General features: G+C 61.5%; 21 protein-coding genes. 13 read left to right on the forward strand and 8 right to left on the reverse strand.

Features of this window, described 5'->3' with window-relative positions; all coding sequences use genetic code 11:
• The first annotated feature begins 116 nt into the window (after nt 1-116).
• Genes FIV35_RS09700 through FIV35_RS09725 form a run of 6 tightly spaced genes read left to right on the forward strand, consistent with a single transcriptional unit; the run spans nt 117 to nt 6,778 of the window.
• Nucleotides 117-809 (forward strand): RDD family protein, encoded by a 693-nt coding sequence (locus FIV35_RS09700; protein WP_034139148.1) that lies wholly within the window; start codon nt 117-119, stop codon nt 807-809.
• Nucleotides 806-1,786 (forward strand): stage II sporulation protein M, encoded by a 981-nt coding sequence (locus tag FIV35_RS09705; RefSeq protein ID WP_034139211.1) that lies wholly within the window; start codon nt 806-808, stop codon nt 1,784-1,786. Before FIV35_RS09700 ends, FIV35_RS09705 begins: the two co-directional genes overlap by 4 nt.
• Nucleotides 1,773-3,293 (forward strand): DUF4129 domain-containing protein, encoded by a 1,521-nt coding sequence (locus FIV35_RS09710; protein ID WP_034139149.1) that lies wholly within the window; start codon nt 1,773-1,775, stop codon nt 3,291-3,293. Before FIV35_RS09705 ends, FIV35_RS09710 begins: the two co-directional genes overlap by 14 nt.
• Entirely contained in the window at nt 3,290-4,447 is a 1,158-nt protein-coding gene (locus FIV35_RS09715; protein ID WP_034139150.1) for a DUF4350 domain-containing protein, read from the forward strand. The genes FIV35_RS09710 and FIV35_RS09715 overlap by 4 nt, the downstream gene beginning before the upstream one ends.
• Entirely contained in the window at nt 4,444-5,439 is a 996-nt protein-coding gene (locus tag FIV35_RS09720) for an AAA family ATPase (protein ID WP_034139151.1), read from the forward strand. Before FIV35_RS09715 ends, FIV35_RS09720 begins: the two co-directional genes overlap by 4 nt.
• Nucleotides 5,440-5,446: 7 nt before the next feature.
• Entirely contained in the window at nt 5,447-6,778 is a 1,332-nt protein-coding gene (locus FIV35_RS09725; RefSeq protein WP_034139152.1) for a DUF58 domain-containing protein, read from the forward strand.
• Nucleotides 6,779-6,837: 59 nt separating this feature from the next.
• On the opposite strand, the gene FIV35_RS09730 is transcribed toward FIV35_RS09725, so the two are convergent.
• Nucleotides 6,838-7,197 carry a pilus assembly protein PilZ gene (locus FIV35_RS09730; protein WP_034100229.1) on the reverse strand — a complete coding sequence of 120 codons (360 nt, stop codon included), beginning with the start codon at nt 7,195-7,197 and terminating at the stop codon, nt 6,838-6,840.
• A gap of 224 nt (nt 7,198-7,421) precedes the next feature.
• Entirely contained in the window at nt 7,422-7,796 is a 375-nt protein-coding gene (locus FIV35_RS09735) for a tetratricopeptide repeat protein (RefSeq protein ID WP_034100231.1), read from the reverse strand.
• A gap of 175 nt (nt 7,797-7,971) precedes the next feature.
• On the opposite strand from FIV35_RS09735, the gene pyk reads away from it, so the two are divergent.
• Entirely contained in the window at nt 7,972-9,423 is a 1,452-nt protein-coding gene (pyk, locus tag FIV35_RS09740; protein WP_034100233.1) for a pyruvate kinase, read from the forward strand.
• Between the two features lie 82 nt (nt 9,424-9,505).
• On the opposite strand, the gene FIV35_RS09745 is transcribed toward pyk, so the two are convergent.
• Both FIV35_RS09745 and FIV35_RS09750 read right to left on the reverse strand, forming a co-directional pair.
• Entirely contained in the window at nt 9,506-10,255 is a 750-nt protein-coding gene (locus FIV35_RS09745; RefSeq protein ID WP_034139153.1) for an enoyl-CoA hydratase-related protein, read from the reverse strand.
• A gap of 30 nt (nt 10,256-10,285) precedes the next feature.
• Nucleotides 10,286-11,218, reverse strand: coding sequence for an iron-sulfur-binding ferredoxin reductase (locus FIV35_RS09750; RefSeq protein ID WP_034139154.1), 933 nt, complete (start codon nt 11,216-11,218; stop codon nt 10,286-10,288).
• Nucleotides 11,219-11,437: 219 nt separating this feature from the next.
• Here FIV35_RS09750 and FIV35_RS09755 point away from each other — a divergent pair, with 219 nt between their 5' ends.
• The 5 genes from FIV35_RS09755 to FIV35_RS09775 all read left to right on the forward strand — a co-directional run bounded on the left by FIV35_RS09755 (nt 11,438) and on the right by FIV35_RS09775 (nt 18,739).
• Nucleotides 11,438-12,961, forward strand: a complete 1,524-nt coding sequence (locus FIV35_RS09755) for a fumarate hydratase (protein WP_034100239.1) — start codon at nt 11,438-11,440, stop codon at nt 12,959-12,961.
• A gap of 192 nt (nt 12,962-13,153) precedes the next feature.
• Nucleotides 13,154-14,920: a sensor histidine kinase gene (locus FIV35_RS09760; protein WP_034139155.1), complete on the forward strand. Its 1,767-nt coding sequence runs from the start codon at nt 13,154-13,156 to the stop codon at nt 14,918-14,920.
• Nucleotides 14,914-16,248, forward strand: a complete 1,335-nt coding sequence (locus FIV35_RS09765) for a sigma-54-dependent transcriptional regulator (RefSeq protein ID WP_034139156.1) — start codon at nt 14,914-14,916, stop codon at nt 16,246-16,248. Before FIV35_RS09760 ends, FIV35_RS09765 begins: the two co-directional genes overlap by 7 nt.
• 167 nt (nt 16,249-16,415) lie before the next feature.
• Complete coding sequence (locus tag FIV35_RS09770) at nt 16,416-17,735, forward strand: MFS transporter (protein WP_034139157.1); 1,320 nt, start codon at nt 16,416-16,418, stop codon at nt 17,733-17,735.
• Between the two features lie 371 nt (nt 17,736-18,106).
• Nucleotides 18,107-18,739: a flavin reductase family protein gene (locus FIV35_RS09775; protein WP_034139158.1), complete on the forward strand. Its 633-nt coding sequence runs from the start codon at nt 18,107-18,109 to the stop codon at nt 18,737-18,739.
• A gap of 30 nt (nt 18,740-18,769) precedes the next feature.
• Here the strand turns inward: FIV35_RS09775 and FIV35_RS09780 are convergent, their stop codons facing one another.
• A complete protein-coding gene (locus FIV35_RS09780; RefSeq protein WP_034100250.1) occupies nt 18,770-19,015 on the reverse strand; it encodes a hypothetical protein in 246 nt (81 codons plus the stop codon).
• 44 nt (nt 19,016-19,059) lie between these two features.
• Nucleotides 19,060-19,401 carry an antibiotic biosynthesis monooxygenase family protein gene (locus FIV35_RS09785; protein WP_034100252.1) on the reverse strand — a complete coding sequence of 114 codons (342 nt, stop codon included), beginning with the start codon at nt 19,399-19,401 and terminating at the stop codon, nt 19,060-19,062.
• A gap of 330 nt (nt 19,402-19,731) precedes the next feature.
• On the opposite strand from FIV35_RS09785, the gene FIV35_RS09790 reads away from it, so the two are divergent.
• Nucleotides 19,732-20,661 (forward strand): AraC family transcriptional regulator, encoded by a 930-nt coding sequence (locus FIV35_RS09790; RefSeq protein ID WP_034114996.1) that lies wholly within the window; start codon nt 19,732-19,734, stop codon nt 20,659-20,661.
• 137 nt (nt 20,662-20,798) lie between these two features.
• Here the strand turns inward: FIV35_RS09790 and FIV35_RS09795 are convergent, their stop codons facing one another.
• Both FIV35_RS09795 and FIV35_RS09800 read right to left on the reverse strand, forming a co-directional pair.
• Nucleotides 20,799-22,268 carry an ATP-binding protein gene (locus tag FIV35_RS09795; RefSeq protein WP_034139159.1) on the reverse strand — a complete coding sequence of 490 codons (1,470 nt, stop codon included), beginning with the start codon at nt 22,266-22,268 and terminating at the stop codon, nt 20,799-20,801.
• The gene (locus tag FIV35_RS09800) at nt 22,258-22,992 is read right to left on the reverse strand and encodes a response regulator (protein ID WP_034100258.1); all 735 of its coding nucleotides are present in this window, start codon (nt 22,990-22,992) and stop codon (nt 22,258-22,260) included. The genes FIV35_RS09795 and FIV35_RS09800 overlap by 11 nt, the downstream gene beginning before the upstream one ends.
• Between the last annotated feature and the right edge of the window lie 13 nt (nt 22,993-23,005).

Below are 23,005 nucleotides of genomic sequence, written 5' to 3' on the forward strand. Positions count from 1 at the left end.
GCGGCCAGCAGCAATTTAACTGTATAAAAATCCAGCAAAATCTTGAATGGTTGCTTCCATCGCCGACACTGCTAGCATCCGTCTCTCCCAGCCGCTCTGCACTGCCAAGGATCGCAATGCCATCAACCCCACTGGATACGCGCTACCAGATCGAAACCCCGGAAGGTATCGACCTACCGTTGCGCCCGGCCGGCCTGGTACCCCGGGTATTGGCCTTTGCCTTCGACCTGCTGGCGCGCGGCGTGATCATGGGCGTGCTCATGGTGCCGCTGGCGTTGCTCGGCAATGTAGGTCTCGGCCTCGGCGCGTTGCTGCTGTTCCTGGTCAGTTGGTGGTACATGGTGCTGTTCGAAGTGCTTAACCAAGGGTGTTCGCCGGGTAAGCAAGTCATGGGATTGCGCGTGGTACAGGACGACGGTACACCCGTCGGCTGGTCGGCCTCGCTGATCCGCAACCTGCTGCGGTTTGTCGACATGCTGCCTTTTGGCTACTTTCTTGGCGCCATCAGCTGCCTGCAACATCCCCATTTCAAACGCCTCGGCGACCTCGCCGCCGGCACGCTGGTGGTCTACCGCGAACGCCCTCTACCACGTCCTCAGATTCCTCAGGCGGCAGCCCTGCGCTTGCCCTTTGCCCTGGACCTGAACGAACAACGGGCCATTCTGGGTTTTGCCGAACGCCAGGGTGAATTGTCCGCTGAACGGGTACACGAACTGGCCGCTATCCTCGCGCCGTCCCTGCAGGTTTCCCCAGCTCGCGCGGCCCAACAACTCAATGGCGTGGCCCGCGGCCTCCTGGGGCCAACATGAAGCAGAGCCTGTTCGAAAGCCGTCACCAGCCCCAATGGCAAGCTTTCGCCGAACAACTCAATCGGTTGGAACAAGGTAAGGCTAAAGCGAGCGATGTTGCCGACTTCCCTCATCAATACCGGCGCCTTTGCCAGCACTTGGCGCTGGCTCAGGAGCGCGGCTATAGCAGCTATCTGGTGGACCCGCTGCAGCAACTGGCCCTGCGCGGCCATCAGCAACTGTATCGTCATCGCAGCCAACTGGGCGCCAGCGTGCTGGGTTTTGTCCTGGCCGGTTTTCCGCGGCTGGTACGCGAACAGTGGCGCTTTGTAGCGGTGGCCAGCGTGCTGTTCTTTGGCAGCCTGCTGGGCATAGCGCTGCTGGTCTACCTGTTTCCCGAACTGATCTACAGCATCATCAGCCCCCAGCAGGTGGCTGAGATGCAGGACATGTACGACCCCGATGCCAGTCGCCTGGGCCGCGCCGCCGAGCGTGCATCGAGCGAGGACTGGATGATGTTCGGCTATTACGTGATGCACAACATTGGCATCGCCTTCCAGACATTCGCCGCCGGCTTGCTGTTTGGCCTGGGCAGCGTGTTCTTCCTAATCTTCAACGGGCTGATCATCGGCGCGGTGTCCGGACACCTGACCGAGATTGGTTACGGGCAGACCTTCTGGTCATTCGTCATCGGTCATGGTGCGTTCGAGTTGACAGCCATTGCCCTCGCCGGGGCAGCGGGTTTGCAACTGGGCTGGGCACTCATCTCGCCGGGGCGACTGACGCGGGGGGAATCCTTGAGGCTCGCGGCACATAAGAGCGTGCAATTGCTCTGCGGTGTCATGGTCTTCCTGCTGATTGCCGCGTTCATTGAAGCCTACTGGTCGTCCACCACGGTCATTGCGGCATGGGTCAAATACCTGGTGGGCGCCGTATTGTGGCTGCTGGTCGCGGCGTACCTGATCTTTGCAGGGCGGACTCAACATGCGCCTGAGTGATGCCAGCGTGGCGATTCGCCCGCGTACCGCCTGGGAAGCTATGGACCTTGGTGTCCTGATGGCCAGGGAACATCGTTTATTACTGACCGCCAGTTGGGCACTGGTGACCTTGCCGGTGTTCATTCTGCTCAGCGCAGCGCTGTGGAAGTACCCCTCCACCGCCATATTTCTGTTCTGGTGGTTCAAGCCGGCATTCGATCGCCTGCCGCTCTATATCCTGTCAAAGGCGCTGTTCGGTGACACGCCCAGCCTTAATCAGGCGGTACGCCAGTGGCCGCGCCTGCTCAAGGGGCAATTGTTGGCCAGCCTGACCTGGCGCCGCCTCAGTCTCAGCCGCAGCTTCGTCATGCCGGTCAGCCAGTTGGAAGGTCTGGATGGCCAGGCGCGTCAAAAGCGCCTGGGCGTATTGCAACAGCGTGACGCCGGCGCCGCGCGCTGGCTGACCACCGTTGGAGTGCATCTGGAAATCGGGCTCTGGTTCGGGTGCATGGCCCTGTTCTATCTCTTCATTCCGCAAAACGTCGAGCAGAACTGGGATTGGCAGCGGCTCATACTGGCCACCAGTTCTGAGGGGCTGTGGCTGGAGCATCTGAGTAACGCGTTTTATGCCCTGATACTGGTGTTCTGGGAACCGATCTATGTGGCCTGTGGTTTCAGCCTCTATCTCAACCGCCGAACCGTGCTGGAGGCTTGGGATCTGGAACTGGTATTCCGGCGTCTGCGCCAACGGCTGAGCACAGCGGCCCCTCTGTTATTGCTGGTGATCGGGCTGACATTCCTACCCGTCAATCCGCCCGCCATGGCCGATGAATCGAAGCCGCTGAGCACTCAGAGTGCAAGCCAGTCAGTCAAGGCGCTGCTGGACAAGCCCCCGTTCAAGAACCCGGAAACCGTCACCCGTTATCGCTTTGGCGATGACAAACCCACCGTAAAGAACAAGGACCGCGGTGATAGCAAACTTCCAGCGTGGCTGCAGGCGCTTCTGGACAACCTTAACAGCGATACCTTCAAGCATTTTGCCCAGGCCTTGGAAGTACTGCTATGGAGCCTGCTGATTGGCGGCCTGGCCCTAGTGGCGTGGCGCTATCGTGATTGGCTGCGCACTTTTGTCAGCCGGCGCGCGCCTGCCAGCCCCAAAGTCGTCAAGCCTGCCCCCACGCAACTGTTCGGCCTGGCGCTGGGCGCCGAGACCTTGCCCACGGATATTGCCAGCACCGCCGAGCAACTTTGGGCCACCCAGCCCAGGGAAGCTCTCGGTCTGCTTTATCGCGGCCTGTTGAGCCGTTTACTGCATGATTTCAACCTCCCCCTTAAAAGTGCCGACACCGAAGGGCAAGTGCTGGAACGCGTTCACCAACTGGAACAGCCGCAATTGCTGGCCTTCAGTGATGAACTGACCCGGCACTGGCAGAACCTCGCTTACGGCCACCGCCTTCCACCCACCACGATCCAGCAAAAACTCTGCAGCGATTGGCGTGCCCTGTTCAGTTCGGGGGGGCCCCAATGAACCGGCTTTTAATGTGGGCAGGGCTACTGCTGGTGTGTTTACTCGCAGCGGCTGGTTTTTATGCCTGGAGCAAAGCCACGCCCTACGACGAGGTAATCGACCGCGGGCCTTCCCCTGAAGCGCAAGCCAACCCTTATCTGGCCGCCGAACACTTTCTGCGTAAGCAGGGCCTGCCCGTGGACCATGCCTTTGGCCTTGATCGCCTGGCCGACCTCCCGTCTGAACACCATAGCCTTCTGCTACTGACGGAGCGCAGCAATATGTCTCCCCGTCAGGTTGAGCAGTTGCTGGACTGGACCCGCTCCGGCGGCCACCTGCTGGTGGTAGCAGAAGCCCTGTGGGATGAAGAAACCGGCAAAAGTGGCGATCTCTTACTCGACCGCCTCCAGATACGCCAAGTGCTCAGCGACGAGCCCGAAGAGCCCGCGCCAGCGCGCAAAGAGAAAACACCCGACCTGACCAGGCTCTATATCGATAATGAAACCGCCCCGGCCTATTTCGGTTTCGATACCGCTTTCAACCTCACCGACCCCAAGCATCTGGCGCAATTTTCCGCCAACAGCGCCCGGTCGAGTCATCTGATGCAACTCGACCTCGGCCAGGGTCGTGTGACCGTGATCACCGACAGCGACCTGTGGAAAACCGCAAATATCGGTAAGCACGACAATGCCTGGCTGCTGTGGTACCTGACCCAGGGCACGGCCGTGACTCTGTTGGCCAACGGTGATGTGGACGATCTGTTCAGCCTGCTGCTGCGCTATTTCCCCCAGGCACTGGTAGCGCTGACGGCCTTGATCGCCCTGGCCCTGTGGCACGCGGGTATGCGCCAGGGACCTATCCAGGCACCCGCGCCCAAGGCTCGTCGGCAACTGCAGGAACATCTGAAAGCCAGCGCCGACTTCCTGCTGCGCCGCAATGGCCAACGCACGCTGGTGCAGGCCTTGCAACGGGATATCCTGCGCGCCGCCAGGCGTCGCCATCCCGGCTTCGAACACCTTGATGATGCACAACAGTGGCAGGTGCTCGAACACCTGACGCATCAACCTTCTCATGTCATCAGCCAGGCCCTCGGCCCACTCCCGGAAAAGCGGCTTTCCAGCGCCGATTTCAGCCGGCAGGTGGCATGCCTGCAAACCCTCAGGAATGCCCTATGAGCGATTTTCCAAGCGCCACCGCCCTGACCGGCGAAACCCTGCATCGCGCCAGCCAACAGGCCCAGGCCTTACGCGTCGAACTGCGCAAGGCCGTTATTGGGCAGGATCAGGTCATTGATGATGTGCTCACCGCCCTGATCGCCGGCGGCCACGTATTGCTCGAAGGCGTACCCGGCCTCGGCAAGACCTTACTGGTACGTGCATTGGCACGCTGCTTCGATGGCGATTTCGCGCGTATCCAATTCACGCCGGACCTGATGCCCAGCGATGTCACCGGCCATGCCGTGTATGACCTGCACACCGAACAGTTCAAGCTGCGCAAAGGCCCGGTCTTCACCCACCTGTTACTGGCCGACGAAATCAACCGCGCCCCGGCCAAGACCCAGGCCGCTCTGCTCGAAGCCATGCAAGAGCGGCAAGTGACCTTGGAAGGCGAGGCGCTGCCCATCGGTCAGCCCTTCATGGTACTGGCCACCCAGAACCCCATTGAACAGGAAGGGACTTATCCCCTGCCGGAGGCGGAACTGGATCGCTTCATGCTCAAAGTGCGCATCGACTATCCAGAAGCGCAGCAGGAGTTGGATATGGTGCGCGAAGTCACGCGTTCATCGCGGGCCGATATGCTGGATGTGCAACCCTTGCGCACCGTGCTGCAGGCCGACGATGTCATGCAACTGCAACAGGTCGCCAGCGAACTGGCCCTGGACGAACACGTACTCGACTATGCCGTGCGCCTGGCGCGAGCGACCCGAAGCTGGCCAGGGCTGGCCATCGGCGCGGGGCCGCGAGCTTCCATCGCGTTGGTGCGTGGCGCCCGTGCCCGAGCCTTGCTACGCGGCGGCGAGTTCGTCACTCCGGATGACATCAAAGGATGTGCCCTGGCGGTGTTGCGTCATCGAGTACGTATTGCGCCAGAACTGGATATCGACGGGCTGGAAGTCGACCAGGTACTCAAGCAACTGCTGGACCAGATCCCGGCTCCGCGGCAATGAATCGCCCATGAAACCGACCCGTCTGCTATTAACCTGGCTCAGCGTGCTGCTGGGCCTGAGCATTCTTCTGGGCGCCACGGCAGCGCTGCAACTGAAGGTGCCCGACACACTCCACTCGGTGGCCTGGGGCTTGCTCCTGGCATTGTTACTGCTTGCCCTGCTGGATGCCCTGCGCCTGCGCCACCGGCCTACCCCGCGCCTGCAACGGCAAATGCCCGGCAGTCTGGCGCTGGGACGCTGGGGCGACGTTCGCCTGAGCCTGGAACACGCCTTTGCACAAACGCTGACGGTGCAGGTGTTCGACCATGTTCCCGATGGGCTGAGCGTCGACAACCTGCCGCAAACCATCGAACTACGCCCCGGTGAACGCAGTGAACTGGGGTATCGCCTGCGCCCCTTGCGCCGTGGCCACTTCCCATTCGACCGCTGTGAAATCCATATCCCCAGCCCTTTGGGGTTATGGTCGGCACGGCGCTTTATCGAAACCCAGGATGTCACCCGCGTATACCCGGATTTCGCCCGGTTGTACGGCGCCCAATTACTGGGTGTGGATAACTGGCTGAGCCAGCTGGGGGTTCGCCAGCGTCAACGACGCGGCCTGGGGTTGGAGTTTCATCAATTACGTGAATTTCGCGAAGGCGACAGCCTGCGTCAGATCGACTGGAAAGCCACCGCGCGACAACGCACACCGATCGCCCGGGAGTATCAGGACGAACGCGACCAACAGATCGTGTTCATGCTCGATTGCGGCCGCTGCATGCGCAGCCAGGACGATGAACTGTCCCATTTCGACCATGCCCTCAATGCTTGCCTGCTGCTCAGCTATGTCGCCTTGCGCCAGGGCGATGCGGTGGGGATATGCACGTTTGCTGGCGATCAGCCCCGCTACCTGGCACCAGTTAAGGGCAGCGGCCAGTTGAATCTGTTGTTGAACGCGGTATACGACCTGGACACGACGCGCCGGTCGGCCGACTACCTCGCAGCGGCGAACCAAGTGCTGGCTCGGCAAAAGCGTCGGGCGTTGGTGATCATCGTCACCAACCTGCGGGATGAGGACGATGAAGCGCTGCTGGCGGCCGTCAAACGTATCGGCCGCCAACATAGAGTGCTGGTGGCCAGTTTGCGCGAGGAGGTATTGGACCAATTGCGGCAGTCCCCTGTGCAAACCTTACCTGAGGCCCTGGCCTACAGCGGCACGGTGGATTACCTCACCAGACGCGACGAATTGCATGACCGGCTGGGCGCACATGGCCTGTCAGTACTGGATACCTTGCCTTCGGAGATGGGCGCGGCCCTGGTGACTCGTTATCTGGGCTGGAAGAAAGCCGGTGTGTTCTAAAAGATGTGCTCGGCACGACAAGGGCTCTGAAGCCCATGCCGAGTCGACAACGCTTGATGCTAGGCAGACGCCTGCAAAGGATCAAAGCTGAAGTAATGCACCAAAACGCTGATCAATTGCCCATATTCCTCACTGGCGCTGATGATGCGGAAGCCGGAATCGTAGTGCTGCGGGTTGATGTCTTCGTGACTCCACAGACACGTCGCGGTGAGATCAATGGCATGAAAGTCGCCATCCGCCGCAGGAATCTTTAACCGCAGCTCGAAATCCACATCAATCATCATGGGCAACAGGCTGATTAACATCAGTCCGTCTTCCGAGGCATTGCCCAGAAAACCAATGGGCTTGTCAGTAAGACGGTTAAACACTTGCAAGAAACTCGGTAATTGATGCCGCTCGATCCGTCGGTCGGTAAACATGGTGAGATCGCCATCCAGTGGCCATGACTCTGGCCGTGCCAGTGATTCGGAACGAGCATAAACGCTCGCTCTCCCTGGATCTCGGTGTGACAACACACTGCATTGTGCACTAGACAGCCGCCGAATCCGGGCCCCTCATTCGTTCGAATAGAAACTTGTACAAACGATCATCCAAAGGATAGCCCAAGACTGGCAACGGGCCAGTTAACCCACGGTAAATATCCTCACAAGGACGCAGGACGTGGCTGAGCAGCACTGGCGCCGGGGTAATGCCCCAGTTGTTGCAGGGTGTCGAGCCGCGCGCGGGCGCGGTAGGCGTACTCGCTGGAAGGGTATTGGGTAATGATGAACTGATAGGTTTGCACGGCATCGACGAACAATTTCTGCCGTTCCAGACACTGCCCACGCAACATCGAGACCTCCGGCTGCACGTACCGACGGCTGCGGCTTTCGCGGTCCACCTGGGACAATTCCAGGGTGACGCGCTGGCAATCACCGACCCCATAAGCCCGGTAGGCGTTATTCAAATGATGGTCCATCGACCAGCGGGTGCAGCCGACAACACTGACGGCAAGGGCAGCAACGAGCAAAATTCGCATGAGGGTTCTCCTGTCTTGTGGAGTGTATCGACCCTTCGTCGAAAATCTTCAAGGTCGTTCATCTTTTAGCCCGCCGCCAAAACAAGTGAATGTTCGATAAGTAGTGCAAACGAACAATGACTACAACGAAAGAGCATAGTAGCCTTCCTCAGCGCTTGAACTCAGGAGTCCGTGCATGTCCGTCCGTCGTACCAAAATCGTCGCCACCCTTGGCCCGGCCAGCAATTCGCCGGAAGTCCTCGAACAGCTGATTCTGGCTGGTTTGGACGTTGCCCGTCTGAACTTCTCCCACGGCACCCCCGACGAGCACAAGGCTCGCGCCAAGCTGGTGCGTGATCTCGCAGCCAAGCACGGCCGTTTCGTGGCGTTGCTGGGCGACCTGCAAGGCCCGAAAATCCGTATCGCCAAATTCGCCAACAAGCGAATCGAACTGAAGATCGGCGACACCTTCACCTTCTCCACCAGCCACCCGCTGACCGAAGGCAACCAGCAAGTCGTGGGTATCGACTATCCCGACTTGGTCAAAGACTGCGGCGTCGGTGACGAGCTGCTGCTGGATGATGGCCGCGTGGTCATGCGCGTCGACACCGCCACCAGCACTGAGCTGATCTGCACCGTGACCATCGGTGGGCCACTGTCGGACCATAAAGGCATCAACCGTCGCGGTGGTGGCCTGACCGCACCGGCCCTGACCGAAAAAGACAAAGCCGACATCAAGCTGGCCGCCGAAATGGAAGTGGACTACCTCGCAGTGTCCTTCCCCCGCGACGCCGCTGACATGGAATACGCCCGTAAGCTGCGCGACGAGGCCGGCGGTACCGCCTGGCTGGTGGCGAAGATCGAACGCGCGGAAGCCGTGGCCGATGACGAAACCCTCGACGGCCTGATCAAGGCTTCCGACGCCGTGATGGTTGCCCGTGGCGACCTGGGCGTTGAAATCGGCGACGCCGAACTGATCGGTATCCAGAAAAAAATCATCCTGCACGCACGTCGCCACAATAAAGCGGTGATCGTCGCGACCCAGATGATGGAGTCGATGATCCAAAACCCGATGCCGACCCGCGCCGAAGTGTCCGACGTGGCCAACGCCGTGCTGGACTACACCGACGCCGTCATGCTGTCGGCCGAAAGCGCCGCCGGCCCGTACCCGCTGGAAGCCGTCCAGGCCATGGCGCGTATCTGTGTCGGTGCCGAAAAGCACCCGACCAGCAAAACCTCCAGCCACCGCATCGGCAAAGTGTTCGAAAGCTGCGACCAGAGCATCGCCCTGGCGGCGATGTACACCGCCAACCATTTCCCAGGCGTGAAAGCGATCATCGCTCTGACCGAAAGTGGCTACACACCGCTCATCATGTCGCGCATCCGTTCGTCGGTACCGATCTACGCGTTCTCCCCGCACCGCGAAACCCAGGCCCGCGCGGCCATGTTCCGGGGTGTCTACACCGTACCGTTCGACCCGGCGTCGTTGCCACCCCATGAAGTGAGCCAGGCGGCCATCGACGAGCTGCTCAAGCGCGGCGTTGTGGAGAAAGGCGACTGGGTCATCCTGACCAAGGGCGACAGCTACAACACCATCGGCGGCACCAACGGCATGAAGATCCTGCACGTTGGCGACCCAATGGTCTGAGTGATCGGTCGTTGAAAACAAAAGCCCTGTCATGCAAGTGACGGGGCTTTTTGCTTTTCGTGATAGAGGGCCTTGCTTACGATCAGCGTCGAGTAACGAACCCCGACAACGCCGCAATCGCCTCCGGCGACCTTAACCGTTGGGTAAACAACGCCCCCTCCTCTTCGATCACCTGACGCAACTGCTCGCGGTCCACGCTTTTCATCAATTGCTTGGTGATCTGCACTGCGCCCGGCGCCAAGGTGTCGAAACGCTCAGCGATTTGCCTGGCTTTGGCCAACGTCGCCTCACCACTGCTCAAGGCTTCGGTGGCGATGCCCCATGCGGCGGCCTGCTCACCGGTAAACCCTTCGCCCAACAGCAACAGCTCGGCGGCTTTGGCGTGCCCCAGCAATCGCGGCAGGATCAGGCTGGAACCAAACTCAGGGCACAGCCCCAGGTTGACGAACGGCATGCGCAAATGCGCATCACGACTGACGTACACCAGGTCGCAGTGCAGCAGCAGGGTCGTACCGATGCCCACCGCCGCCCCGGCCACAGCGGCGATCACCGGTTTGCGACAGTTGAGCAGGCTCTTCATAAAGTGAAACGGCGGGGTGTCCAAGTCGCTGGGCGGCTGGTCGAGAAAGTCGCCGATGTCGTTGCCAGCGGTAAAGCATTCGCTGCTGCCTTGGATCAGTACGGCATTGATCTGCGGGTCAGCATCGGCCTGTTCCAGCGCCTCGGCCAAGCGGGTGTACATGGCGCGGGTCAGGGCGTTCTTCTTGTCCGGGCGATTGAGCTGCAGGGTCAGCAGCCCGCCGTCACGTTGCTGGAGGATGGCGTCGGTCATGGCGAGTCTCGCGGCGATGGAATTCAGCGCTCAACCACGGGGCAGGAACACATCGGCCAGCAGTTGATTGCGCGGCAGTCCGGCCAGGAACAAACGCTTGGAAAACGCTTCGACACTGGCAGGGCTCCCGCAGAGTAAGGCCAGGGTTTGCCGGGAAACAAGCCGCAGTTGCGCCAATGCCTGGGTTAACTCAGCCGCGGTCCACAGCTCCACGGTCAACTGCGGGTGACGGGCGGCCAGCGCCGCCAGGGGTTCGGCCAGATAATGGCCGGCGGCGTCATGGGCCAGGTGAATCACGCGGATGGGCCCTTGATGATCTTGGCGCAACGCCTCGCGCAACACGCCCCATAAAGGGCCCAGCCCTGTCCCCGAGGCCAACAGCCATAGCGGCCGGGATTGCCAATCAGGGTCATAGTGCAAGGCGCCGCCGCGCAATTCGCCCAGGACCAAACGCTCGCCGACCCGCAACCGGCGGGCGATATCGCTGAATTGACCGGGCTGTCGGCAATCGAGATGAAACTCCAGGAACCCGTCCTCCTGGGGCAAGCTCGCCAGGGAATACGGCCGCGCCACCTGCCCCGCCCACAGCACCAGGTGCTGCCCGGCCCGATAACGCAGGTTGTGTTGCGCTTGCACGCGCAGGCGCAAAACGCTCGGGGTCAACCAGTCTGTCGCCACGACCTGGGCCGTTACGCCATCGCGCAGCGGATCAAATGTCTCGACCTGCACGTCCCCGCTCACCTGACATTGGCATGCCAGGCGCCAGCCGTCCTGGCGTTGCGCAGGGCTCAAAGCCTCCGGCTGGCAATCATCCACCTCGCCCTCGCACCGTACCAGGCACGCATGGCAACTGCCGGCCCGGCAACTGTAAGGCACGGCCACGCCCGCCTGGTTCAAGGCATCCAACAGGTTACTGCCGGTAGGTACCGACCAATGGCGTTCGCCGACGTGCAGTTCAGGCATGGAACATCTCGCATCAAAAGGCGCACACAGGGAATCACGCTCGGCACAGTTTGACCATAGTCGGGTGTATCGGCCACCGCGCCGGGTTATACTGCCGCGCCTTTTTAGCGTCGCGCCTGCACCACTTGGCGTGCCTTGGAAAGGTGGCCTCAGCCGACCGATGCACCCCACTGATGCCACCTTTATTGAATGTTCCCGTCTTATAGAGGAGCGCGACTCATGACCGTGATCAAGCAAGACGACCTGATTCAGAGCGTTGCCGACGCCCTGCAATTCATTTCCTACTACCACCCCGTAGATTTCATCCAGGCGATGCACGAAGCCTACCTGCGCGAAGAGTCGCCAGCGGCCCGTGACTCCATGGCCCAGATCCTGATCAACTCGCGCATGTGCGCCACCGGCCATCGCCCGATCTGCCAGGACACCGGTATCGTTACCGTGTTCGTGCGCGTGGGCATGGACGTACGTTGGGATGGCGCCACCATGGGCCTGGACGACATGATCAACGAAGGTGTGCGTCGCGCCTACAACCTGCCGGAAAACGTCCTGCGTGCCTCGATTCTCGCCGATCCGGCCGGCGCGCGTAAAAACACCAAGGACAACACCCCTGCGGTCATCCACTACTCCATCGTTCCGGGCAACACCGTGGAAGTGGACGTGGCGGCCAAAGGCGGCGGCTCCGAGAACAAGTCGAAAATGGCCATGCTCAACCCGTCCGACTCGATCGTCGACTGGGTGCTCAAGACCGTTCCGACCATGGGCGCCGGCTGGTGCCCACCTGGCATGCTCGGCATCGGCATCGGCGGCACCGCCGAGAAAGCCGCCGTGATGGCCAAGGAAGTGTTGATGGAATCCATCGACATCCACGAGCTGAAAAAACGCGGCCCGCAGAACCGTATCGAAGAGATGCGCCTGGAGCTGTTCGAGAAGGTCAACCAACTGGGCATCGGCGCCCAGGGCCTGGGTGGCCTGACCACCGTGCTCGACGTGAAGATCATGGATTACCCGACCCACGCAGCCTCGTTGCCGGTGTGCATGATCCCCAACTGCGCCGCCACCCGTCACGCGCACTTCGTGCTCGACGGTTCGGGCCCGGCGTCGCTGGAAGCACCACCGTTGGACGCCTACCCGGAAATCGTCTGGGAGGCCGGCCCGTCGGCCCGCCGCGTCAACCTCGACACCCTGACCCCGGAAGACGTGCAGAGCTGGAAACCGGGCGAAACCGTGTTGCTCAACGGCAAGATGCTCACCGGTCGCGACGCGGCGCACAAGCGCATGGTCGAGATGCTGAACAAGGGTGAAACCCTGCCAGTGGACCTCAAGGGTCGCTTCATCTACTACGTCGGCCCGGTTGATCCAGTGCGCGAAGAAGTAGTCGGCCCAGCCGGCCCGACCACCGCCACGCGGATGGACAAGTTCACCCGTCAGATCCTTGATCAGACCGGCCTGTTGGGCATGATCGGTAAATCCGAACGCGGCCCGACCGCCATCGACGCGATCAAGGACCACAAAGCCGTGTACCTGATGGCCGTGGGCGGCGCTGCCTACCTGGTGGCGCAAGCTATCAAGAAGTCCCGCGTGGTGGCTTTCGCAGAACTGGGCATGGAAGCGATCTACGAGTTCGAGGTCAAAGACATGCCGGTCACCGTGGCGGTGGACAGCAAGGGCGAATCCGTCCACATCACCGGTCCTGCCATCTGGCAGAAAAAGATCAGTGAAAGCCTGGCGGTAGAAGTGCAATAAGCACTGCCTGAGCGACAGAAAAAGCGACCGCTGCGATCAGCACGGTCGCTTTTTTATTGCCTGCCGATTTCTCAGCGCCGGGCTTGCCGCAAAACCTGCGCAACCTGCCCATTTACAATGACCTGGCGCACCCCAAGACCGCTGCTGCTCATGCTATGGTGCACTCCCCTTACCGTGCCTGTTCATCACCGTATGATCGTGATCCCTCGCCCCCTGCGTCTGAGCTTTTACTCCCTGCTGATCATCGCCGGTGCGGTACTGGCCGCCGCCCTGGCCACGCGGCATGCCGAACGCCAGGCCCTGGTGGACGATGCCGCCCGTGCCAATCAGCAATTGGCGCTGTATGCCAACTCCCTGCACACCCTGATCGAACGCTACCGCGCCCTGCCTGCGGTGCTGGCGCTGGATTCGGAAATGATCAACGCCTTGAAAGGTCCGCTGGACAGCGCCACCCAGGACTTGCTCAACCGCAAGCTGGAACGCATCAACGGCGCCGCGCAGTCGTCCACCCTGGAATTGATGGATCACACCGGTCTGGCCGTCGCGGCCAGTAACTGGAACTTGCCGAGCAGTTATGTTGGCCACAACTACGCATTCCGGCCTTATTTCAGCCAGACCCGCAGCCAGGGCACCGGGCGTTTTTATGCGGTGGGGGTGACCACGGGCATTCCCGGCTATTTCCTTTCCAGCGCGGTACTGGACGAGCACGAGCAGTTCCTCGGCGCCATGGTGGTCAAGCTGGAGTTTCCCGAGCTTGAGCGCGAATGGGCCCAGGGCAATGATCTGCTGCTGGTCAGCGATGCGCGTGGCATCGTATTTATCGCCAACCAGCCGGGCTGGCGCTATCGCAACCTGCGACCGCTGTCGGACAGCGACCTCGCCGAACTCAAGGCCACCCGCCAATACGATAAGAAGCAGCTGCAGCCGCTGGACACTCAGCCCCTGCAACGCTTCGATGAAAACAGTCACCTGATGCGCGTCAACGGCCCAGACGGCAGTGCCAATTACATCTGGGAATCCCTGCCGCTGAAGGCCGAAGGGTGGACCTTGCACCTGTTGCGCAAACCCCAGTTCGCTTTCGAAGACCAACGCAATGCCGGCCTGGCTGCTGCCGGTTCGTGGCTGGCGCTGGTGTTTCTGGTGCTGTTCCTGACCCAGCGTTGGCGCCTGGCACGCCTGCGCCAGCGCAGTCGCCAAGAGCTGGAGCGCCTGGTGGAAGAGCGCACCCAAGCGCTGCGCACCGCTCAGGACGGCCTGGTGCAGTCCGCCAAGCTGGCCGCCCTGGGGCAGATGTCGGCGGCCCTGGCCCATGAAATCAACCAGCCACTGACAGCCCAGCGCATGCAACTGGCCACCCTGCGCCTGCTGCTCGACCATGGCCGCGTGGACGACGCCTACAAGGCTCTCACGCCGCTGGACGATATGCTCACGCGCATGGCCGCGCTCACCGGCCATCTCAAGACCTTCGCGCGTAAAAGCCCCAGCGGCCTGCGCGAACGCCTGGACCTGGCCACCGTGGTCGACCAATCCCTGCACTTGCTCGACGCGCGCCTGCGCGACGAAAGCATCGGCACTGTGCTGGACCTGACCCGCCCTGCCTGGGTACGCGGCGACGCGATCCGCCTGGAACAAGTAATGATCAACCTGCTGCGCAACGCTCTGGATGCCATGGCCGACAAACCGCGCAAGCGCCTGGAAATCCGCCTGCACGCCGACCAGCAGCTGTGGCAGTTGACCGTCAGCGACAGCGGCGGCGGCATTGCCGAAGAACACTTGAACAGTGTGTTCGACCCGTTTTTCACCACCAAACCGGTGGGCGACGGGCTCGGCCTGGGGCTGGCGGTGTCCTACGCCATCGTGCACGAACTCGGCGGACGCCTGATCGCCGCTAACCGAGGCGACGGCGCGGTGTTCACCCTGACCCTGCCCATCGCGCTGGAGACGCCGGACCTATGTTGAACGCGGTAATTGTGGTCGACGACGAAGCCAGTATCCGCACGGCCGTCGAACAATGGTTGAGCCTGTCCGGTTTCGAGGTGCAACTGTTCAGTCGCGCCGAGGAATGCCTGGCACAGCTGCCCAGGGACTTTGCCGGAGTCATCCTCAGTGACGTGCGCATGCCCGGGCTCAGCGGCTTGGAACTGCTGGCCGAAGTGCAGCGGCGCGACGCGGACCTGCCGGTGATTCTGCTCACCGGCCATGGCGATGTGCCGATGGCCGTGGAAGCCATGCGCGACGGCGCCTACGACTTTCTGGAAAAGCCCTTCAGCCCCGACGCCTTGCTCAACGGCCTGCGCCGCGCCCTGGACAAGCGCGGGCTGGTCCTGGAAAACCGCCGCCTGCACCAGCAGGCCGGGCAGCGCGCGCAGTTGGAATCGAGCTTGCTCGGCATGTCCCGCGCGTTGCAGAACCTACGCCGCCAAGTGCTGGATCTGGCGGCGCTACCGGTCAATGTGCTGATCCGTGGCGAGACCGGCAGCGGCAAGGAACTGGTCGCCCGCTGCCTGCATGATTTCGGTCCGCGGGCGAAAAAGCCGTTCGTGGCGCTCAACTGCGCGGCGATCCCCGAGCAGCTGTTTGAGGCCGAACTGTTCGGTCACGAAAGCGGCGCCTTTACCGGGGCCCAGGGCAAACGCATCGGCAAACTGGAATACGCCCACGGCGGTACGCTGTTTCTCGACGAAATAGAAAGCATGCCCCTGGCCCAACAAGTCAAACTGCTGCGGGTGCTGCAAGAGCAGAAGCTGGAGCGCCTGGGTTCCAACCAGAGCATCCCTGTGGACCTGCGCATCATCGCCGCGACCAAACCCGATTTGCTGGAAGAGGCCCGCGCCGGACGCTTTCGCGAAGACCTGGCGTATCGCCTGAACGTCGCGCAGTTGCGCCTGCCGCCACTGCGCGAGCGGCGCGAAGACATTCCCCTGCTCTACGAGCACTTTGCCCAGAGCGCCGCCGAGCGCCTTGGGCGCCGTGTCGAGCCCTTGAGCGGCGCGCAGTTGGGGCGGCTGCTCAGCCATGACTGGCCGGGTAATGTGCGGGAGCTGGCCAACGTTGCCGAACGCCAGGTGCTGGGCCTGGGCGAGCCGGAAACGGACACTGTCGAAACCGGGCAATCCCTGGCGGCACAGCAGGAAGCCTTTGAAGCGCAGTGCCTGAAAGCCGCGTTGAGCCGACATAAGGGCGATATCAAAGCGGTGCTCGCGGAACTGCAACTGCCGAGGCGCACCTTCAATGAAAAAATGCAGCGCCACGGCCTGACCCGAGAAATGTTTCTGCCGGACGAATGAGCGGATTTCCGCTCATCACCACCAAAATCATCAGCGACTTTTCGCTCAAAAATTTCCTCAAACCCTTCTAAACCGGGCCTTCATCCCCTTGGCACAGCTCCTGCTATAGCCCCAGCCAGGCAACGCTCGCGCTGCTCCATAAAAACAACTAGATGAAGGATCCTTCGATGGATAACTCCAACACCCTGTCTGCGGGGTCGGTGGCCGCGCCGGCCAAAGAACGCACCACCACCAGCCGGATCAAATCGATCTTCAGCGGCTCGGTGGGCAACATGGTCGAGTGGTATGACTGGTACGTCTATGCCGCCTTCTCGCTGTACTTCGCCAAAGCCTTCTTCCCCAAAGGCGACACCACCGCCCAATTGCTCAACACTGCCGCGATCTTCGCCGTGGGCTTCCTGATGCGCCCGATCGGCGGCTGGCTGATGGGCTTGTATGCGGACTACAAAGGGCGCAAGGCCGCGCTGATGGCCTCGGTGCTGCTGATGTGCTTCGGCTCCCTGATCATCGCCCTCAGCCCCGGCTATGAAACCATCGGTGTCGGCGCGCCGATCCTGCTGGTGTTTGCCCGCTTGCTGCAAGGTTTGTCGGTGGGTGGCGAATACGGCACCTCGGCCACCTACCTCAGCGAGATGGCAACCAAGGAACGCCGTGGTTTCTTCTCCAGCTTCCAATACGTGACCCTGATCTCCGGCCAGCTCATCGCGCTGGCGGTGTTGATCGTGCTGCAACAAGTGCTGACCACCGAACAACTCTACGCCTGGGGCTGGCGTATTCCGTTTGCCATCGGCGCCCTGTGTGCCGTGGTCGCGTTGTACCTGCGTCGTGGCATGGAAGAAACCGAGTCGTTTACCAAGAAGGAAAAAGCCAAGGAAAGCGCCATGCGCACCTTGCTGCGTCACCCCAAGGAATTGATGACCGTGGTCGGCCTGACCATGGGCGGCACCCTGGCCTTCTACACCTACACCACTTACATGCAGAAGTACCTGGTGAACACCGTCGGCATGAGCATTTCCGACTCCACCACCATTTCGGCGGCGACGCTGTTTCTGTTCATGTGCCTGCAACCCATCATCGGCGGGCTGTCGGACAAGATCGGCCGCCGCCCCATTCTGATCGCCTTCGGCATCCTCGGTACGCTGTTCACCGTGCCGATCCTCACCACCTTGCACACCATCCAGACCTGGTGGGGAGCGTTCTTCCTGATCATGGCGGCGCTGATCATCGTCAGCGGCTACACCTCGATCAACGCGGTGGTCAAAGCCGAACTGTTCCCCACCGAAATCCGCGCCCTGGGCGTGGGCCTGCCGTATGCACTGACCGTATCGATCTTCGGCGGGACCGCTGAATACATCGCGCTGTGGTTCAAGAGCATCGGCATGGAAACCGGTTACTACTGGTACGTGACCGCCTGCATCGCGGTGTCGCTGATGGTCTACGTGACCATGAAAGACACCCGCAAACATTCGCGGATTACTACGAACTAACGGTTGCGTGCAGTAACAAATGTGGGAGCGGGCAAGCCCCCTGATGGCGGTGTTTCAGCTAATCAACCCTGGCTGGTCCACCGCCATCGCGGGCAAGCCCGCTCCCACATTTCGAGCAAATCAGCGATGCTCAGCGCCGTGGCCAGGGTGTTGGAAAACAGGATGGTTATCTAATAGAACAACACGCCTCGGAACGCCTGTACCTTGTGCACGTTCAGCGAGTCGCCAGTGAGGCACCGCCGATGATCATCGACCCGGGCCGCTGTGAAAAAGAGGTGGACGCTGAATGAAAATTCCATGGGCGAATGGAAATTCGTCGCTATGGATTGCACTATGGCTGCCTTCCAGACCCCCGCAGCAGGAACCCCACCATGCCTGACAATATCCATTTCTACGAACCCGCCAACGGCCACGGCCTGCCTCATGATCCGTTCAATGCCATCGTCGGTCCCCGGCCGATTGGCTGGATTTCGTCCCACGACCGTGCAGGCCGCCTGAACCTGGCGCCCTACAGTTTCTTCAATGCGTTCAATTACGTTCCGCCGATCATTGGGTTCTCCAGCGTTGGGCGCAAAGACAGCCTGAACAATATCGAACAGACCGGCGAGTTCGTCTGGAACCTGGCGACTCGCCCACTGGCCGAGCAGATGAATCAGAGCTGCGAGGCGGTGGCGCCCGAGGTGGATGAATTTGCGTTATCCGGCCTGACACCGGTGGCGTCGAAGATCGTCAGCGTGCCACGGGTGGGTGAAAGCCCGGTGTCGTTCGAATGCAAAGTCACCCAGATCATCCAGCTGCAACGCGCCGATCAAACCCTGGTACCGAGCTGGTTGGTGCTGGGCGAAGTGGTTGCGGTGCACATCGCCAAATGGCTGCTCAAGGACGGCATCTATGACACGGCCGCGGCCGAGCCGATTCTGCGCGGCGGTGGCCCGGCGGACTACTTCCAGCTAGGGCCGGAGGCGCTGTTCAAGATGTACCGCCCAGGCGCCAGCAAACCCTGACTGAAATAACCGAAGGCCCCTGCCGCAGTTTTAGCTGGCGGCATTCGCCCAGGTCAGTTGACCCTCTTCATCGACATCGACCAACTGCTCAAGCTGCACGACGGCCGCATCATCGGCATCCGAAGCGGTCTTGAACGTCTGCCCGTCGAGGATCTTGTGAAACCGTGGGGCGCCCATGCCGTCCAGCGCCTTCACGGCGACGGCGGCGCTGTAGCCCCCTTCCCCCGGTACAACAGCGGAAACGGCTTCGTGATGGGCAAATTGTTTACGTGCCATATTGCAGGTCCTGGCCAATGAAAAGTCGGCCATTCTAAACCGCTTCAACCGGCGAGTTGCAGGTACTCGCCATAGGCGTGGGCGGCGGACGCATCGGTGAAGGTCTGGAAGTCCATGCTGCGCACGACCATGTCGTTCAACAGCTCGGTAAAGATCATCAGGGCCGGCGAGTTGAAGTAGGCGCTCATCGCCTGCTCACTGCTCCAAAAACCTGAGACCAACCACACATCGGGGTCGACCTGGGAATGCTGCAACGAGAATTGCAGACAACCCTGCGCCTGACGGCCCGGTTCGATCAAACTGCTCAAGCGTGCACCCAGTTCGGTGCTGCACCCGCTGCGGGCGCGGATAAAGGCCATATGGCTTGCGGGAATGGGGGTGGACATATTCGACTCTCCCGTTGAGAAGTGATGCTCGGCAAGCACTGTGAGGGGCGTGTTGCCACAGGATCAACAATAGCGGCGCGGGCGCGTAGTCGGTTAGTCGATTCCTGCCAGCTTATTGCACAATCCTGCGAGAAGCCTGAAACCGCTGTGCAGACCCGGGGTTTCAGGCAAAGCAAGAACGCCGTATTACAGGCCCGTGACCGGTAACGGGCTTGCCTGATTCACGACAGGCCGCAGGATCAGGCAAGGATTGTGCAGAATCGACCTAACACTTTTTCAATAGCCGCCACTAAGCTGAGCTCCATCCAAGCACCGCCCAGAGGACCTCCCATGCCGTCGCTCGACCACCTCTCACCGCCCCTTGATGCCGAGATGGAAAAACAGCGTGCCGAACTCGCCAGCATCGTGCATCGGCATACCTGGGAAGACGGCTCTTACGGCACGGCAATTACTTCGCTGTTCATGAACCGCCACAACACGCCGCGGGATTTCGCGCCGGTGCTGGTGGAGCCCGCGCTGTGCATCCTCGCCAGTGGCAGCAAGGAAGTGCGCCTGGCCGACGAGGTCTTCGCCTACGACCCCCTCAATTACTTGGTGTTCTCGGTGGCGATGCCGGTGGCCGGGCGGATCATCGACGCCACACCCGAGGACCCGAACCTGTCGGTGCGTATCAATATCGACCCGGCCCAGTTGACCGCCCTGATCGCCGAAGCCGGCCCCATGGGCGTGCCCACGCGCCCGACCTCCCGCGGGATGTACGTGGATCGCATCGACACCCAGCTGCTCGACGCCGTACTGCGCCTGGCGCGTTTGCTGGACACGCCCAAAGACATCGCCATGCTCGCGCCGTTGATCAATCGGGAGATCCTCTACCGCTTGCTGCGTGGGCCGCAGGGCTATCGGCTGTATGAAATTGCCGTGGCCAACAGCCAGAGCCATCGAGTCAGCCAGGCGATCAAATGGCTCAACGGCAACTATGAGCAACCCCTGCGCATCGATGACCTTGCCAAGGAAGTGAACCTGAGCGTGTCGACCTTGCACCATCGCTTCAAGGCGATCACGGCAATGAGCCCGCTGCAGTACCAGAAGCAGCTGCGTTTACAGGAAGCGCGACGCCTGATGATCGCCGAAGGGTTGGAAGCGTCGGCGGCAGGCTATCGGGTGGGGTATGAAAGCCCATCGCAGTTCAGCCGCGAGTACAGCCGCTTGTTCGGCGCACCACCGCTGCGGGATCTGGCGCGGCTGCGCCAAAGCATCTGACACACGAGAGAAAACCATTGCGGCCGAGGGCTTGCTCGATAGCAGTGCGTCGGCGGCAAATGGGCTGACTGAGCCACTGCTATCGGGGGCAAGGCGAATCGTCGCACCGCCCCTCCCATATTTGTCCGGTAGTCTTATCAGTCCAGGGTTCGGGGCAGTTGCAGGGTGACGCGCAAGCCGCCCTCGCGCAGGTTCTGCAAACTCACTTCGCCGCCATGGCTGTGGGCGATGTTGCGTGCGATGCCCAACCCCAGGCCGTAGCCCTGTTGCTGGCCGGCGAGGCGAAAGTGCGGTTCGAAGACTTGCTCCAGACGCTGCTCCGGCACGCCGGGGCCTTCGTCGTCCACATGCAGGATGAACTGCACGCCATCGTCCTCGATATGCAGATGAGCGTTTTGCCCGTACTTCAACGCGTTGTCGATCAGGTTGCCGATGCAGCGCTTGAGGGCCAGCGGTTTGCCCGGGTAAGTCGTCAGCGCCATGCCGTCCAGGGTTACGCGACCGTTGCCGCTGGGCGCCACGTAGGGCTCCACCAGGCATTCGAGCACATGGTTGAGGTCCACTGGCTGGATGTTCTCGTGGATATCGGTGTCCTTCACGCATTGCAGCGCGCCCTTGACCAACAGTTCCAGCTCATCCAGGTCCCGACCGAACTTGGCTTGCAGGTTCTCATCTTCAAGCAGCTCCACGCGCAGGCGCAGACGTGTGATCGGCGTGCGTAGGTCGTGGGAAATTGCACTGAACAACTGGCTGCGCTCGGTCAGGTAGCGGCTGATGCGTTCGCGCATGGCATTGAATGCACGCCCCACTTCGACCACCTCGCTGCCGCCGCCTTCGGCTACCGGTTCGACGTCGGCGCCCAGGGACATGTCTCGCGCCGCCCGCGCCAGGCGCTTGAGGGGCCGGCTTTGCCAGTGCACCAACAAACCGATAAACAGCAGTAGAAGGCCGCTGGTCAACACGATGAACCACACCTGCTGAGACGGCAGGCCCTGTTCTTCGAGGCTGGTGTAGGGTTCGGGCAGCAGCGAAGCGATATACAGCCATTCGCCGGGCGCCAGTTGGATCTGGGTCACCAGCACCGGCGGGTTTACCGGCTCCAGGGTCAACGCGTAATGGGCCCAGGACCGTGGCAGCTCATCGAGCTTGAGGCCGGCGTTGAAAATCCGCAGGTCTTCGGCGCTGACGAATTCCACCGAGATATGCACATCAGCGCCCAGGGTCTGGCGCAACACTTCATCCACCGCTACCAGCACCGCTTGTTTGCGCGGAGTTTCAGGCAGTACTTGCATGTCGAGGGGGCGATCGTTGAGGGTCACCACAAAGCGAGTGCCGCCCATGCTGCGCAGTTGGTCGAGCACCAATGGGCGATAGGCCACCGGCAGGGAACGGAAGTAACTCACGCTGGCGGTCATCGAATGCGCCAGGCTGCGCGCGCTGGTGACCAGGCCTTCGAGCTGGGTGGCGCGCAATTGCGAGACCCAGATCACGCTGGACAGCGCCTGGGCGAACAGCACCACCAGCAACGTGAGCAACAACATGCGCCCCAATAGCGAGCGTGGCACCGGAAAGCGGCGGCGACGTTCGGCTACTGGTTCAGTGGGCATTGCCGGCAACCACGTTGGCTGCCAGTTGATAGCCGCTGCCGCGCACGGTGCGGATCAGCCGTGGAGGCTTTTCGGTATCGCGCAGGCGTTGGCGCAGACGGCTGACCGCCATGTCGACGATACGGTCCAGCGGCATCAGGTCGCGGCCACGGGTGGCGTTGCCGATGGTGTCGCGGTCGAGAATTTCCTGGGGATGATCGAGAAACAATTTGAGCAGGGCAAAGTCGGCGCCGGACAGAATCACTTCTTCGCCATCGACGTGAAACAGGCGGTGGCTGATCATGTCCAGTCGCCACTCGTCGAACACCACCACGTCGCCACCGGTGTTGCGCTCCTGGCCGAACTGACAACGGCGCAACAGCGCTTTGATCCGCGCTTGCAGCTCACGTGGGCTGAACGGCTTACCGATGTAGTCATCGGCGCCCAGCTCCAGGCCGATCACGCGGTCGGCTTCGTCGGAGCTGGCGGTGAGCATGATGATCGGCACCTGCGCCTGGCGCGGGTGCTGGCGAACCCAGCGACACAGGCTGAAACCGTCTTCGTCCGGCAACATCACATCAAGGATGACCAGATCGCACGGCGCGTCGTTCATCGCCTGACGGAACCCCGCGCCATCGGCCACGCCCCGCACCTGGAAGCCGGCGCGACTGAGGTAGGTTTGCAGCAATTCGCGGATTTCCTGGTCGTCGTCGACCAGGAGAATGGATTTACTGATAACGCTCACGAGGGGCCTCCTT

The sequence above is a fragment of the Pseudomonas rhodesiae genome (genome assembly GCF_007858255.1).
Lineage (GTDB): Bacteria > Pseudomonadota > Gammaproteobacteria > Pseudomonadales > Pseudomonadaceae > Aquipseudomonas > Aquipseudomonas rhodesiae.

Coding starts and splice junctions, on each gene's coding strand:
- FIV35_RS09735 (WP_034100231.1), bottom strand. CDS start 7,796: ATGCGAATTTTGCTCGTTGCTGCCCTTGCCGTCAGTGTTGTCGGCTGC.
- FIV35_RS09790 (WP_034114996.1), top strand. CDS start 19,732: ATGCCGTCGCTCGACCACCTCTCACCGCCCCTTGATGCCGAGATGGAA.
- FIV35_RS09780 (WP_034100250.1), bottom strand. CDS start 19,015: ATGGCACGTAAACAATTTGCCCATCACGAAGCCGTTTCCGCTGTTGTA.
- FIV35_RS09720 (WP_034139151.1), top strand. CDS start 4,444: ATGAGCGATTTTCCAAGCGCCACCGCCCTGACCGGCGAAACCCTGCAT.
- FIV35_RS09725 (WP_034139152.1), top strand. CDS start 5,447: ATGAAACCGACCCGTCTGCTATTAACCTGGCTCAGCGTGCTGCTGGGC.
- FIV35_RS09745 (WP_034139153.1), bottom strand. CDS start 10,255: ATGACCGACGCCATCCTCCAGCAACGTGACGGCGGGCTGCTGACCCTG.
- FIV35_RS09760 (WP_034139155.1), top strand. CDS start 13,154: ATGATCGTGATCCCTCGCCCCCTGCGTCTGAGCTTTTACTCCCTGCTG.
- FIV35_RS09795 (WP_034139159.1), bottom strand. CDS start 22,268: ATGCCCACTGAACCAGTAGCCGAACGTCGCCGCCGCTTTCCGGTGCCA.
- FIV35_RS09700 (WP_034139148.1), top strand. CDS start 117: ATGCCATCAACCCCACTGGATACGCGCTACCAGATCGAAACCCCGGAA.
- FIV35_RS09750 (WP_034139154.1), bottom strand. CDS start 11,218: ATGCCTGAACTGCACGTCGGCGAACGCCATTGGTCGGTACCTACCGGC.
- FIV35_RS09765 (WP_034139156.1), top strand. CDS start 14,914: ATGTTGAACGCGGTAATTGTGGTCGACGACGAAGCCAGTATCCGCACG.
- pyk (WP_034100233.1), top strand. CDS start 7,972: ATGTCCGTCCGTCGTACCAAAATCGTCGCCACCCTTGGCCCGGCCAGC.
- FIV35_RS09775 (WP_034139158.1), top strand. CDS start 18,107: ATGCCTGACAATATCCATTTCTACGAACCCGCCAACGGCCACGGCCTG.
- FIV35_RS09705 (WP_034139211.1), top strand. CDS start 806: ATGAAGCAGAGCCTGTTCGAAAGCCGTCACCAGCCCCAATGGCAAGCT.
- FIV35_RS09770 (WP_034139157.1), top strand. CDS start 16,416: ATGGATAACTCCAACACCCTGTCTGCGGGGTCGGTGGCCGCGCCGGCC.
- FIV35_RS09715 (WP_034139150.1), top strand. CDS start 3,290: ATGAACCGGCTTTTAATGTGGGCAGGGCTACTGCTGGTGTGTTTACTC.
- FIV35_RS09710 (WP_034139149.1), top strand. CDS start 1,773: ATGCGCCTGAGTGATGCCAGCGTGGCGATTCGCCCGCGTACCGCCTGG.
- FIV35_RS09730 (WP_034100229.1), bottom strand. CDS start 7,197: ATGTTTACCGACCGACGGATCGAGCGGCATCAATTACCGAGTTTCTTG.
- FIV35_RS09785 (WP_034100252.1), bottom strand. CDS start 19,401: ATGTCCACCCCCATTCCCGCAAGCCATATGGCCTTTATCCGCGCCCGC.
- FIV35_RS09755 (WP_034100239.1), top strand. CDS start 11,438: ATGACCGTGATCAAGCAAGACGACCTGATTCAGAGCGTTGCCGACGCC.